Source organism: Azospira sp. MPR-LB4 (assembly GCF_058809525.1).
The window spans coordinates 587,544-600,143 of the sequence record NZ_CM179521.1; the positions used below are offsets into that span (position 1 = coordinate 587,544).

The window sequence follows — 12,600 nt, forward strand, 5'->3', positions numbered from 1 at the left end:
ATTTCCGATGTAGCCCAAGAAGGGATCAACCTGGCCCGTTTTTCCGGGGGACTCTCCTTTGTAAGGTAAAATCAACGCGCAACTTTTCTTTTGGTTCACCGGCGGGTGCAAAAATTATTTCACAAAACGTAGAACCCTTACGGGAAATTTCCAAGCTGTCCTCCCAATCCGCATCCCTCACCACCACTCTGGAAGAGCTTCCCGGTGCCTGGCTGACGGAGTTGTCCGCCCTCCTGGGGCCGGACGAAACCATCCTGGCCCACCTGGAACTGGACCTGGACAAGACCCTGCGCTTTGCCCGGGGCCTGGTCCTGGTCACCGACCGCCAGCTCATCGCCCGCAGCGGCGAAGAGCCTGCCTGGCAGGCCTTTCCCTACCGGGCCGGCCTCCACCTGCAGCGTCGGGATCATGCCGGCGTGGCCAGCCTGGAGCTGGTGGACGAGCAGCGACAGCTGGCCCGCTGGCGCCATACCCTGGGCAAGGACACCAACGCCCGCCAGGTGCTGGATCACTTCGAGCAGCAGCGGGATGCCGCCGTCAGCGGCCAGCCCGTGGAAGCCCCGCCCGCCGCCATCTGCGCCCGCTGCGGCGCCCCCCTGGTGCCGGGCCAGGACGACTGCCCGAGCTGCGCCAAGGAGCTGTACACCCCGCCCTCCACCTGGACCCTGTTCCGCCTGTGGCGCTTTGCCCGGCCCTACCGGGGCCAGTTGCTGGCCGGCTTCATCCTGACCCTGATCTCCACCGCCGCCACCCTGGTGGCGCCCTACATGACCATGCCCCTCATGGACGAGGTGCTGATCCCCTACCAGAACGGCCAGCCCCTGGACACCGGCAAGGTCTACTTCTATCTGGGCGGCCTGCTGGGTTCGGCCCTGCTGGCCTGGGGCCTGGGCTGGGCCAAGACCTACATCCTGGCCCTGGTGTCGGAGCGCCTTGGCGCCGACCTGCGCAGCCAGACCTACGAGCACCTGCTCAAGCTGTCCCTGGAATACTTCGGCGGCAAGCGCACCGGCGATCTGATGGCCCGCATCGGCAGCGAGTCGGACCGCATCTGCGTCTTCCTCTCCCTGTACCTGCTGGACTTCTTCACCGACGTGCTGATGATCACCATGACGGCGGTGATCCTGGTCTCCATCAATCCCTGGCTGGCGGCGGTGACCCTCATTCCCCTGCCCTTCATCGTCTGGCTCATCCACGTGGTGCGGGACAAGCTGCGCCACGGCTTCGAGCAGATCGACCGGGTCTGGTCCGGCGTCACCAGCGTGCTGGCCGACACCATCCCGGGCATCCGGGTGGTCAAGGCCTTCGCCCAGGAAAAGCGGGAAACCAGCCGTTTCAAGGACGCCAACCAGCGCAACCTGGAGGCCAACGACCGGGTGAACCGGCTGTGGTCCCTCTTCTCCCCCACCATCACCCTGCTCACGGAAGTGGGCCTGCTCATCGTCTGGGGCCTGGGTATCTGGCTGGTGACAAAGAACCAGGTGACCGTGGGCACCCTGGCCGCCTTCCTGGCCTACATCGGGCGCTTCTACACCCGCCTCGATTCCATGAGCCGCATCGTCTCCCACACCCAGAAGGCCGCTTCCGGCGCCAAGCGTATCTTCGACATCCTGGACCACGTTTCCAGCGTGCCGGAACCGGTCAAGCCCCAGCACCTGACCAAGGTGGAAGGCGGCATCACCGTGGAGCGGGTGGGCTTCCGCTACGGCAACCGCACCGTGCTGCGGGGTGTGGACCTGAAGATCAACCCGGGCGAGATGATCGGCCTGGTGGGCCACTCCGGCTCCGGCAAGAGCACCCTGGTGAACCTCATCTGCCGCTTCTACGACGTGGGCGAAGGTGCCATCTGCATCGACGGCGTGGACGTGCGCAACATTCCCGTGTCCGAATACCGCAAGCACATCGGCCTGGTGCTGCAGGAGCCCTTCCTCTTCTTCGGCACCATTGCCGAGAACATCGCCTACGGCAAGCCGGACGCCAGCCGGGAGGAAATCGTCGCCGCCGCCCGGGCCGCCCATGCCCACGAGTTCATCCTGCGCCTGCCCCACGGCTACGACTCCCTGGTGGGCGAACGGGGCCAGGCCCTCTCCGGCGGCGAGCGCCAACGCATCTCCATCGCCCGGGCCCTGCTCATCGACCCCAAGATCCTGATCCTGGACGAAGCCACTTCCGCCGTGGATACGGAAACCGAACTGGAAATCCAGGGCGCCCTGGACAACCTGATCAAGGGCCGCACCACCATCGCCATCGCCCACCGCCTGTCCACCCTGCGCAAAGCCGACCGGCTGGTGGTCATGGATCGCGGCGTGGTGGTGGAAGAAGGCCAGCACGACGAACTGATCGCCAAGGAAGGCGCCTACTACCGCCTGTACACCGCCCAGACCAAGCAGCTCGACGAGCAGCTGGCCGAGCGTGAGAGCGAGGAATGAACGCCATGACGCCCTGCAATTTCACCCTGATTCGCAATCCCTTCGGCCAGCTGGTGTTCACCGGCGCCGAGGGCGACGTCCACGAAGGCGTGGTGCCGGTGCGCGCCTTCGGCATCACCGCCCCGGACGAGGGCCTGGCCCTGGTCAACGCCCACGGCAAGGAACTGCTATGGATCGAGCGCCTGGCCGACCTGCCGGAAGGCCCGCGGCAACTGGTGGTCGAAGAACTGGCCAACCGGGAGTTCATGCCGGTCATCTCCCGCATCGTGCACGTTTCCAGCTTCGCCACCCCCAGTACTTGGGACGTGGAAACGGACCGGGGCAACGCCCGCCTGGTGCTCAAGGGCGAGGACGACATCCGCCGCCTCAACCAGCAGGCCCTGCTCATTTCCGACAGCCACGGCGTGCAGTACCTGATCCGCAACCGCCAGGCCCTGGACAAGCCCAGCCGCAAGTTTCTCGAACGCTTCCTGTAAGAACCTTCGCCACAGAGGGCACAGAGAGCGAATACCTGCTGGCTGGAGAGGTAATATTGGCGCCATTCTTCACCGCTGCACCGCGAAGAATGGCGTCCCTCCTTCCTCTCCGGGCAGTGTCATTTCCAGCGGCCAGCTGAAATAATCTGAACTCCTGTCGCCCGCGGCGCACCAAGTAACGCCTGCCCGTACCCATGGCGTTACGGCTTTCCCGCTTTTACTCTGTGTTCTCTGTGCCTCTGTGGCAATAAAAGATTCCCCCATGCCCCATCCCCTCGCCCACCCGCTTGAACTCCTCGCCCCCGCCAAGAATGCCGACTTCGGCATGGAAGCCATCGTCCACGGCGCCGACGCCGTCTATATCGGCGGTCCGGCCTTCGGCGCCCGGGCCAATGCGGGCAACAGCGTGGCCGACATCGCCGGCCTCAGCGAATTCGCCCACCGCTACAACGCCCGGGTACTGGTGGCCCTCAACACCATCCTCAAGGACGAGGAACTGGAGACCGCCCGCCGCATCGCCTGGGAATGCCACGACGCCGGCGCCGACGCCCTCATCATCCAGGACATGGGCCTGCTGCAGCTCGACCTGCCGCCGATCCAGCTCCACGCCAGCACCCAGACCGACATCCGCTCCGTGGACAAGGCCCGCTTCCTGCAGGACGTGGGCTTCTCCCAGATCGTCCTGGCCCGGGAGCTGGACCTGGAACAGGTCCGCCAGATTGCCGCCCAGACCGACATCGCCCTGGAGTTTTTCGTGCACGGCGCCCTCTGCGTCAGCTACAGCGGCCTGTGCAACATCAGCCACGCCCACACCGGCCGCAGCGCCAACCGGGGCGAATGTTCCCAGGCCTGCCGCCTGCCCTACGACCTGGAAAACGAGCAGGGCCAGATCATCGCCAGCGACAAGCACCTGCTCTCCATGAAGGACAACGACCAGAGCGCCAACCTGCTGGCCCTGGCCCAGGCCGGCATCAGCTCCTTCAAGATCGAAGGCCGGCTGAAGGACCTCTCCTACGTCAAGAACATCACCGCCCACTACCGCACCCTGCTGGACGGCATCCTGGCGCAGCATCCCCAATTCACCCGCTCCTCCGCCGGCCGCAGCACCTTCTTCTTCACCCCCCAGCCGGAAAAGACCTTCAACCGGGGCGCCACCGACTACTTTGTGCACGGCCGGGGCCACAGCGAAGTGGGCGCCTTCGACACCCCCGCCTTCTCCGGCCCGGCCATCGGCAAGGTGAGCCGCCTGGGCAAGGGCTGGTTCGAGGTCGAGACGGCGGAAGCCCTGCACAACGGCGACGGCCTCTCCTATTTCGACGGTCACGGCGAACTGGTGGGCCTGCGCCTCAATACGGCGGAGAAGGTGGGCGCGGCCTGGCGCTGCACGCCCAACGAAGTGCCGGCGGACCTGGCCGTGGGCACCGCCATCCACCGCAACCGGGACCAGGAATTCGAACGCATCCTGGAAAAGAAGTCGGCGGAACGCCGGGTGGGCATCACCATGGTCTTCGCCGAAAGCGGCGACGGCTTCGCCCTGACCCTGACGGACGAAACCGGCATAGCCGTCAGCGTGCCCCTGGCCCACGCCAAGGAAGCCGCCCAGAACGGCGAACGGGCCCTGGCCGGCCTCCGGGAAAACCTGGCCAAGCTGGGCAACACCCTGTACGTGGCCGACGGGGTGGAGCTGCAGCTGTCCCAGCCCTGGTTCCTGCCCGCCGGCGCCATCAACGCCCTGCGCCGGGAAGCGGTGGCAGCCCTGGATACGGCCCGGGCCGCCGCCTACCAGCGCCCGCCCCGGGCCAGGCCGGTGGAGCCGCCGGCCCTCTACCCGGAAGTGGAACTGACCTACCTGGGCAATGTGTACAACCGCAAGGCCCGGGAGTTCTACCTCAAGCACGGGGTGGAACTGATCGCCGCGGCCTACGAGGCGGACGAGGAGAAGGGCGCCGTTTCCCTGATGATCACCAAGCACTGCCTGCGCCACAGCTTCAACCTGTGCCCCAAGGAAGTGAAGGGATTAAAGCCCGATCCCCTGACCCTGGTGAACAACGGCGAGCGCCTGACCCTGAAGTTCGACTGCGTGAAGTGCGAAATGCACGTGGTGGGCAAGATGCGCAAGAACCGCAGCATCCAGCTCATGCCCCACTGAGTGGGGGAAAAACCTTTAGCCACAGAGGGCACAGAGAACACAGAGAAGAGCGATGCCAAGCCGTTGCTTTACCTCTGTGTTCTCTGTGCCCTCTGTGGCAAAAAGTTAGCTCAATAATGGGGCGGAATCTCGTCCTGCAGGGTGCGCTTTTCTTCCGGCAGGCTGGCCAGCATCTGCTGCCGCAGGGCCCGCAGGTCGTGCTGCAGTTGTTCGATCAGCTGCTGCTGGCGGAAGACGGTGCGATTCAGTTCGTCGATGGCATCGTCGGCAAAGCTGAGCTTGATTTCCAGTTCGTTCAGACGCTCTTCCATGGCGGTTCCCGGTCGTTGAGTGAGGGCGGATTCTACGCCTGCCGCCCCATGGCTTACACTACGCCCCTCACGCCTGCTCCCACCCTGCCTTGACTACCCAGCCCCCCGCCCCGCCCCGCCACAGCCTCTTCGAAGACCTCCAGGCCCTCCTGGTGGCGCCCCTGGTGGTCGCTTTCGCCGTGCTGCTGTTCCGCCATGCCGGTCTCCTCACCGGCGGCACCACCGGCCTCGCCTTCCTCGCCCATTACGGCCTCGACCTGCCGTTCGGCCCCGCCTTCTTCCTCATCAACCTGCCCTTCTACTTTTTCTCGGTGCGGGCCCTGGGCTGGAACTTCACCCTCAAGACCTTCATCGCCGTGGCCCTGCTCTCCCTCTATACGGAGCTGCTGCCGGCCCACGTCGCCTTTGCCAGCCTGGAGCCGGTCTTTGCCGCCCTCATGGGGGGCTTTCTCACCGGCATCGGCCTGCTCATGCTGGTGCGCCACCGGGCCAGCCTCGGCGGCCTCGGCGTCATGGCCGTGTATTTGCAGGAGCGGCGCGGCTGGCGCGCCGGCCACGTGCAGATGGCCGCCGACGTGGCCATCCTCTCGGCCGCCCTGCTGGTGCGGGACCCCTACCACGTGCTGCTCTCCATCCTCGGCGCCGTCGCCCTCAACTTCGTCATCGCCGTCAATCACCGCCCCGGCCGCTACGCCGGCACCTGAACCATGGCCCGGGACGACGACTACGAACTGAGGCAGAGCGTGCCGCCCGAGCGCCTCAGCGGCCGTCCCTACCTCAAGGACGAGGCGGATGAACTGGCCCTCCACTTCGACTTCCGCACGGTGCAGAGCACCATGTCCAAGGCCGACCCCACGGCCCTCACCCTGGGCTACACCCGCTCCATGATGGGCTTCCTCCTGCTCCATCCGGAGCCGGCCCGCATCGCCATGATCGGCCTGGGGGGCGGTTCCCTGGCCAAGTACTGCCTGCAGCGCCTGCCCGGGGTGGATTTCACCGCGGTGGAGATCGACCCGGCGGTGATCGCCCTGCGCGACGAATTCCGCCTGCCGCCGGACGGCGACAACTTCCGCGTCGTCTGCGCCGACGGGGCCGACTACATCCGGGCCATAGAGGACAGCGTGGACGTGCTGCTCATCGACGGCTTCTGCCTCGACGGCCTGCCGCGCCAGCTCTGCACCACCGCCTTCTACGACTACTGCTACGCCCGCCTCAAGCCCGGCGGCGTCATGGTGGTCAACCTGTGGGCCGGCGACGACCTGCTGCAGCTCTACCTGGGCCGCCTGCGCCAGTGCTTCGACGGCCGGGTGCTGCTGATCGACGCCCAGGAGGAAGGCAACCAGATCGCCTTCGCCTGCAAGCAGGAGGACTTCCCCCCGTCCCTGGAGCAGCTGCGCAGCCGCAGCAACGAGCTGGCCCCCGCCCACCCCATCGACCTGCCGGACACCGCCGCCCGCCTGCGCCGGGCCCTGGAAGGCCGGCGCAAGCAGCGGGGCCGCGGCCGCTCCGCCTGAACCTCGGCAAGAGGCCGCAGCGGTGGCCAAGCTGCTGTTTCCACGGCACTGTTTGCAGCGATAGGCCAGCACCGCGGCAGGCCTTCCGCTACAATGCCGGCCTGCCCGTCGTCGGGGCCGGCCGCCGGGCACCAGCCCGCCGCCGCTCCGCCGCCCCCCCCTGCCGACCGCCGCCCGGGCGCCGGCCTCCCCCTCAGCAGCACCGGAGTCCCCATGTCAGACCTGCTCAGCGACCGCCTGGCCGCCGCCCATTCCGCCCGCAGCGAACTGCTGCCCCAGCTGCACGCCGAAGGCACCAATGCCTACCGCCTCTTCCACGGCAGCGTCGAAGGCCGCTCCGGCCTCACCGTGGACCGCTACGGCGACCTGCTGCTGGTGCAGAGCTTCCACACGCCCCTGGAAGCCGGCGAACTGGCCGAGCTGGAAGCCTTCTACGCCGGCGTCCTGCCCGGCCTGGACTGCATCTACAACGACCGCAGCCGCGCCAATTCCCGCATCGCCAACGATCTGCCGCCGGAAAAGGTGGAACCGGCCCACCGCCCGCGGCAGTTCAGCGAACTGGGCGTCAATTACCTGATCCAGGCCCGCCACGCCGGCCAGGACCCCTGGCTGTTCCTGGACCTGCGGGCCGGCCGCCGCCGCATCATGCAGGAAGCCGTCGGCAAGTCCGTGCTCAATCTCTTCGCCTACACCTGCGGCGTCGGCATCGCCGCCGCCAAGGCCGGGGCCGCCTTCGTCGTCAATGTCGATTTCGCCGAAAGCAGCCTGGCCGTGGGCAAGAGCAACGCCGCCCTCAACGAACTCAATCACCGGCCCCGCTTCATCAAGAGCGACGTTTTCCCCGCCATCCGCCAGCTGGCCGGCATCGGCCAGCCCAAGATGGTGCGGGGCAAGCGCATGCCCCCCTTCATCGAACTGGAGCCCCGCCAGTTCGACCTGGTGTTCCTCGACCCGCCCCGCTACGCCAAGAGCCCCTTTGGCGTGGTGGACCTGGTGAACGACTACCCGGCCCTGTTCAAGCCGGCCCTGCTGGCCACCGCCGAAGGCGGCACCCTGGTCTGCTGCAACAACGTGGCCGAAGTGCAGCGCGACGCCTGGCTCGACCAGCTGCAGCGCAGCGCCCGCAAGGCCGGCCGGGAAGTGCGGGCGGCCGAATGGATCGTCCCCGAGGCCGACTTCCCCAGCCCGGACGGCCAGCCGCCCCTGAAGACGGTGCTGCTGCGGGTCTGACCTCCGTCTGCCGACCAAGCCGGAAAAAGGCGGCGCTCCTCCGGGAGTGCCGCTTTTTTTTATGGATGAGGCCGACACGGCGACGACCGCACTCGTCCAACGGCGCCAGGGCGCCATGCGGCAAAAGCCGCGGTCACGTTGCCCGCCCCACTGGGCGACGCACCACCGGCATCGCTGCCGCCACGCCCCCCCGCGCCGCACGGCGGCAGGCGGCGACGTTTTCCCGCTTGGGATGCCCCACTTGGCGTACACTGCGAGGCCTGAAGATTTCCACGGCCCCACCATGACCCGCTCCACCCTCAAACTGCCGAGTAAAAAAGCCGGCGACGCCAGCAGCGAACCCTCCCGCGATCCGGCGCGCAAGCCCATCCGCGGCGGCAACCGCGCCACCCGCAACCAGCCCCGGGCGGAAGCCCCGGCCCGGGACGAGGCACCCCGCCGCTCCGCACCGCGCAGTGAAGAGTCACCCCGCCGCCGCAGCGAAGGCGAACAGCCGCGCCGGGAAGGCAGCGACCATGCCCGTCCGCCGCGGCGCAGCGACGCCCCTGGCAAGCCGGCCTACGGCCGCGATGGTCGTGATAGCCGCAATGACCGGAATGGTGAAGCACCGCGCCGCCCCCGCCGGGAAGACGGCGAACGCCCCTATGGCGACCGGGACCGCCCGGCCTGGGGCAAGCCCGCCGGCCGCGATGAGCGGCCGCCGCGCCAGGCCGATGGCCGCCCGCCCCGGCGCAGCGATGGACCCGGCAAGCCCGCCTACGCCCGCGACGGCCGGGATGGGGATGCCCCCCGTGGGCCCCGCGCGCCCCGCCGCGAGGACGGCGAGCGCAGCTACGGCGAACGCAAGCCCGGCGCCCCTTTCGGCAAGCCCCGCAGTGAGGATGGTCGCCCGCCTCGGCGTGGCGACGCCCCCGCCCGTCCGGCCTACGCCCGGGACGGCGAACGGGCGGAGCGCCCCCGCCGCGAAGGCGGCGAACGGACCTACGGCGACCGGGAACGGCCCTTCCGCGGCAAGCCGGCGGGTGACTTCGCCAAGCCGGCACGCCGTTTCGACGACACCCCCCGCCGTCCCGCGCCGCGGCGCGACGATGCGGCCACGGGCGAGCGCTCCGCCGCTACCCGGCCGCCCCGAGGCGACCGCGGCAATCCCAGCGAACTGCCGCGCCTGTCCAAGGTGATGTCCGAGCAGGGCCTGTGTTCCCGCCGCGAAGCGGACGAATGGATCGAGGCCGGCTGGGTCAAGGTGGACGGCAAGGTGGTGAGCGAACTGGGTTCCCGCATCGTGCCCACGGCCCGCATCGAGGTCGATCCGGAGGCCCGCAAGCACCAGGCGGAAAGCGTCACCATCATCCTGCACAAGCCCATCGGCTACGTCTCCGGCCAGGCCGAGGACGGCTACGAGCCCGCCGTGGTCCTGGTCCAGCCGGAAAACCGCTGGGAAGAGGACAAGGGCGGCACCCGCTTCAAGAGCGCCCACCTGCGCCGCCTGGCCCCCGCCGGCCGGCTCGACATCGACTCCACCGGCATGCTGGTGCTGACCCAGGACGGCCGCGTGGCCAAGCGCCTGATCGGCGAAGACTCCACCGTGGAAAAGGAATACCTGGTGCGGGTCGAGGGCGAACTGATCGAAAACGGCCTGGCCCTGCTCAACCACGGCCTCAGCCTGGATGGCGTCAAGCTCAAGCCGGCCCACGTCTCCTGGCAGAACGAGGAGCAGCTGCGCTTCGTCCTGCGCGAGGGCCGCAAGCGCCAGATCCGCCGCATGTGCGAGCTGGTGGGTCTGAAGGTGGTGGGCCTGAAGCGCATCCGCATCGGCAGCGTGGTCCTCGGCAAGCTGCCGCCGGGCCAGTGGCGCTACCTGCGCAGCGACGAGAAGTTCTAGCCCCCTCCCCCCTTTCCCGGGGATGTAAAGATATTCCGACGTCCCCGGGGGAAATGCAGTACACTGCTGCACCTTGGCCGAATAGCATCACCTCGGCCAACGTGATGCCCCCTCTGCCCTCAAGCCCTCCGCCCTTGCGGTACCCTCGGCGCCCCGCGCCCCGAGTCATCCCCAGATGCATTCGTGCTTGTTGCCGGCCACGCCCCAGGCGCTGCCCCGGAACTACGTCCAGAAGAGATCGCATCAGCCCCCGGCCGGCTTGCGCCATGTGTTTGTGCGCCCGGCTCTGATCCACCTCGCGCTGTTCCGCCTGTCCGACAGGAATGGGGCAGACCAAACGGAGAACTGAATGTCCAAGGAAGAAGCCCTCGAATTTGAAGGCACCGTCATGGAAGTGCTGCCCGAATCCCGCTATCGCGTCACCCTGGCCAACGGCGTGGAAATCCTCGCCTACGGTTCAGGCAAAATGAAGATGCACCGCATCAAGGTGCTCATGGGTGACAAGGTCACCGTGGAAATGTCCCCCTACGACCTGACCAAGGGTCGCATCACCTTCCGCCACCTCGGCGAAGGTGCCCGGGGCCCCGCCCCCGCACGCCGCCGCCGCTAGGCGCGCCACGGCACCCTGCGCCATCCCCGCCGATGCGGAACTTCGCAGGGTGCTGATCAACTCAAGGAAACAAAGCTTAGTGAAAGTAAAAGAACTCATGCCGGGCGACCGGATTGTCGACTTCTGCAAGGGAGACGACGAGCATTACGAAGTCATCGCAGTACGCCCCCTGGGCCACCGTTTTGAAGTCACCTTCCGCTCCCACCGGGGCGAGGCCTCTGCCCACTACAACGGCAACGCCTACATCTCCGCCTTCCGCTGAGGCCGGCGCCGCCGTCCTCCCAGCGCCACCCGCCGCGGCGCTCCTTTCCTGTAATACCTGCCTGAAAACCTGCCCCGTAGCAACGGGCAGTTTTGCTACACTCGACGCCACCGGAAAACCGTTCCGGCGTTGCAGAGTCCCCTTTCAGGCAAAGGAGCCGCCATGCCCTCTCCCTTCCGTCACCCCCTGGCCCTGACCGTCTGCTCCGTCCTCGCCGGCAGCCTGTCCCTTTCCACCTGGTCCGCCGAGCTGCCCAAGCGCAAGTCGGGTCTGTGGGAAATCCACACCCAGATCGTCGGCGCCCCCAGCCCCGGCCCCATGAAGATGTGCGTGGACGCCAACACGGACAACCTGATGCAGGAGCAGCCCGGCCAGAAGCCGGACTGTAGCGCCATGGACGTCAAGCAGAGCGGCAACAAGGTCACCATCCATACCGTCTGCCGCATGGACAAGACCACGGTGACCACCGATGGCGTCCTCACCGGGGATTTCTCCAGCGGCTACAAGAGCGACATGACCATGCGTTACAGCCCGCCGCTGCAGGGCATGAAGGAAACCAGGATGACCCAGGAGACCCGTTGGCTGGGCCCCTGCGCCAAGGGCCAGAAACCGGGCGACATCATCATGCCCAACATGGGCACCTTCAACCCGGCGGAGATGATGAAGGATCCCCGCTTCAAGGAAATGATGCAGCAGCATCAGCACTAGCCCGGCCAAGCGGGCGCAAAAAAAAGGCCTGTCGCTGACAGGCCTTTTTTTCTGATGGCGGCTGTTATTCGTCCGCGCCCGGCGCCTCTTCCGGCGGCACCAGTTGGCCCGCGGCGGCGGCCTGCAGCAGGGCGGCCCGGCTCTCCGGCGTCTCCAGGCTGATGCGACCCAGGGTGCCGTTGCGGTAGTCGTTGAGCAGGATCAGGGAGGCCTTCTCCAGGTCCAGCTCGCCGGCCCGGCCCTTGATGATGCAGCCCCGCTTGCGGGCCACGGTTTCCACCACGCCCACCGCATCGGTCTCGGCCGCCTTGAGGCCGTAGCGGGCCTCCAGGCATTGGGGATAGCGCTGCAACAGCAGTTCCGCCAGATACACCCCCACCTCCTCGTCAATGTAGGCATTGGGGCCGACGGCATGACTGGCGGCCAGCATCAGACCGTCGCTGGCCAGCTCGATCTTGGGCCACATCAGGCCCGGGGTATCGACGATGGACAGGCGCGGGCCCAGATCCATGCGCTGCTGCTGCTTGGTCACCGCCGGCTGGTCGCCGACCGCCGCCACCTTGCGCTTGACCAGGGCGTTGAGCAGGGTGGACTTGCCCACGTTGGGGATGCCCATGATCATCAGCCGCAGGGGCTTGACGTTGCTGTTGCGGTGGGGCGCCAGGGTCTGGGCCAGGGCCGGGATGCGGGCCACCTCGCCGGGCTTCTTGCAGGAGATGGCCACGGCCTTCACGTCGGGCTGCTGCTTGTAGTAGTCGAGCCAGGCCTGGGTCACGGCCGGGTCGGCCAGGTCGGACTTGTTCAACAGCTTGAGGCAGGGCCGCTGGCGGTGCTTGCGCAGTTCCTCGATCATGGGGTTGCGGCTGGCTTCGGGCAGACGGGCGTCGAGCACTTCGATCACCACGTCGGCGAACTCCATGGTTTCGGCGGCCTTCTTGCGGGCCGAGGTCATATGGCCGGGGAACCACTGTATTGTCATGTCTTGCCTGAAATCTCAAATAGGATGCGACGGGAAGGGGCGTCGGACGC

Annotated in this window: 12 protein-coding genes; 10 read left to right on the forward strand and 2 right to left on the reverse strand. The window is 67.4% G+C overall.

Features of this window, described 5'->3' with window-relative positions; genetic code table 11:
* Window positions 1–221 precede the first annotated feature (221 nt).
* The 3 genes from AC3QLZ_RS02775 (at window position 222) to AC3QLZ_RS02785 (ending at window position 5,054) form a co-directional block, all read left to right on the forward strand.
* The gene (locus AC3QLZ_RS02775; RefSeq protein ID WP_014237780.1) at window positions 222–2,429 is read left to right on the forward strand and encodes a cyanophycin metabolism-associated ABC transporter; all 2,208 of its coding nucleotides are present in this window, start codon (window positions 222–224) and stop codon (window positions 2,427–2,429) included.
* 5 nt (window positions 2,430–2,434) lie between these two features.
* Window positions 2,435–2,905 (forward strand): cyanophycin metabolism-associated DUF1854 family protein, encoded by a 471-nt coding sequence (locus AC3QLZ_RS02780; RefSeq protein ID WP_014237781.1) that lies wholly within the window; start codon window positions 2,435–2,437, stop codon window positions 2,903–2,905.
* A 262-nt stretch (window positions 2,906–3,167) separates the two neighbouring features.
* The gene (locus AC3QLZ_RS02785; protein ID WP_014237782.1) at window positions 3,168–5,054 is read left to right on the forward strand and encodes a peptidase U32 family protein; all 1,887 of its coding nucleotides are present in this window, start codon (window positions 3,168–3,170) and stop codon (window positions 5,052–5,054) included.
* A 110-nt stretch (window positions 5,055–5,164) separates the two neighbouring features.
* Here AC3QLZ_RS02785 and AC3QLZ_RS02790 read toward each other — a convergent pair whose 3' ends face one another.
* Window positions 5,165–5,365, reverse strand: a complete 201-nt coding sequence (locus tag AC3QLZ_RS02790) for a SlyX family protein (RefSeq protein ID WP_014237783.1) — start codon at window positions 5,363–5,365, stop codon at window positions 5,165–5,167.
* 89 nt (window positions 5,366–5,454) lie between these two features.
* Here AC3QLZ_RS02790 and AC3QLZ_RS02795 point away from each other — a divergent pair, with 89 nt between their 5' ends.
* The 7 genes from AC3QLZ_RS02795 to AC3QLZ_RS02825 all read left to right on the forward strand — a co-directional run bounded on the left by AC3QLZ_RS02795 (window position 5,455) and on the right by AC3QLZ_RS02825 (window position 11,571).
* Entirely contained in the window at window positions 5,455–6,069 is a 615-nt protein-coding gene (locus tag AC3QLZ_RS02795; RefSeq protein WP_014237784.1) for a YitT family protein, read from the forward strand.
* A 3-nt stretch (window positions 6,070–6,072) separates the two neighbouring features.
* Window positions 6,073–6,879, forward strand: a complete 807-nt coding sequence (locus AC3QLZ_RS02800; RefSeq protein ID WP_014237785.1) for a fused MFS/spermidine synthase — start codon at window positions 6,073–6,075, stop codon at window positions 6,877–6,879.
* A gap of 213 nt (window positions 6,880–7,092) precedes the next feature.
* The gene (locus AC3QLZ_RS02805) at window positions 7,093–8,109 is read left to right on the forward strand and encodes a class I SAM-dependent rRNA methyltransferase (protein ID WP_014237786.1); all 1,017 of its coding nucleotides are present in this window, start codon (window positions 7,093–7,095) and stop codon (window positions 8,107–8,109) included.
* A gap of 283 nt (window positions 8,110–8,392) precedes the next feature.
* A complete protein-coding gene (locus AC3QLZ_RS02810) occupies window positions 8,393–9,991 on the forward strand; it encodes a pseudouridine synthase (protein WP_014237787.1) in 1,599 nt (532 codons plus the stop codon).
* A 349-nt stretch (window positions 9,992–10,340) separates the two neighbouring features.
* A complete protein-coding gene (gene infA / locus AC3QLZ_RS02815; RefSeq protein ID WP_014237788.1) occupies window positions 10,341–10,601 on the forward strand; it encodes a translation initiation factor IF-1 in 261 nt (86 codons plus the stop codon).
* A gap of 79 nt (window positions 10,602–10,680) precedes the next feature.
* Window positions 10,681–10,863 carry a hypothetical protein gene (locus AC3QLZ_RS02820; RefSeq protein WP_043798298.1) on the forward strand — a complete coding sequence of 61 codons (183 nt, stop codon included), beginning with the start codon at window positions 10,681–10,683 and terminating at the stop codon, window positions 10,861–10,863.
* 162 nt (window positions 10,864–11,025) lie between these two features.
* Complete coding sequence (locus AC3QLZ_RS02825; RefSeq protein WP_014237790.1) at window positions 11,026–11,571, forward strand: DUF3617 domain-containing protein; 546 nt, start codon at window positions 11,026–11,028, stop codon at window positions 11,569–11,571.
* Window positions 11,572–11,635: 64 nt separating this feature from the next.
* On the opposite strand, the gene ylqF is transcribed toward AC3QLZ_RS02825, so the two are convergent.
* Window positions 11,636–12,550 carry a ribosome biogenesis GTPase YlqF gene (ylqF, locus tag AC3QLZ_RS02830; protein WP_014237791.1) on the reverse strand — a complete coding sequence of 305 codons (915 nt, stop codon included), beginning with the start codon at window positions 12,548–12,550 and terminating at the stop codon, window positions 11,636–11,638.
* Between the last annotated feature and the right edge of the window lie 50 nt (window positions 12,551–12,600).

Bases quoted from the DNA above. Each gene is read 5' to 3' on its own strand.
- AC3QLZ_RS02805 (WP_014237786.1), top strand. From the start codon at position 7,093: ATGTCAGACCTGCTCAGCGACCGCCTGGCCGCCGCCCATTCCGCCCGC.
- AC3QLZ_RS02825 (WP_014237790.1), top strand. From the start codon at position 11,026: ATGCCCTCTCCCTTCCGTCACCCCCTGGCCCTGACCGTCTGCTCCGTC.
- ylqF (WP_014237791.1), bottom strand. From the start codon at position 12,550: ATGACAATACAGTGGTTCCCCGGCCATATGACCTCGGCCCGCAAGAAG.
- AC3QLZ_RS02785 (WP_014237782.1), top strand. From the start codon at position 3,168: ATGCCCCATCCCCTCGCCCACCCGCTTGAACTCCTCGCCCCCGCCAAG.
- infA (WP_014237788.1), top strand. From the start codon at position 10,341: ATGTCCAAGGAAGAAGCCCTCGAATTTGAAGGCACCGTCATGGAAGTG.
- AC3QLZ_RS02780 (WP_014237781.1), top strand. From the start codon at position 2,435: ATGACGCCCTGCAATTTCACCCTGATTCGCAATCCCTTCGGCCAGCTG.
- AC3QLZ_RS02790 (WP_014237783.1), bottom strand. From the start codon at position 5,365: ATGGAAGAGCGTCTGAACGAACTGGAAATCAAGCTCAGCTTTGCCGAC.
- AC3QLZ_RS02810 (WP_014237787.1), top strand. From the start codon at position 8,393: ATGACCCGCTCCACCCTCAAACTGCCGAGTAAAAAAGCCGGCGACGCC.
- AC3QLZ_RS02800 (WP_014237785.1), top strand. From the start codon at position 6,073: ATGGCCCGGGACGACGACTACGAACTGAGGCAGAGCGTGCCGCCCGAG.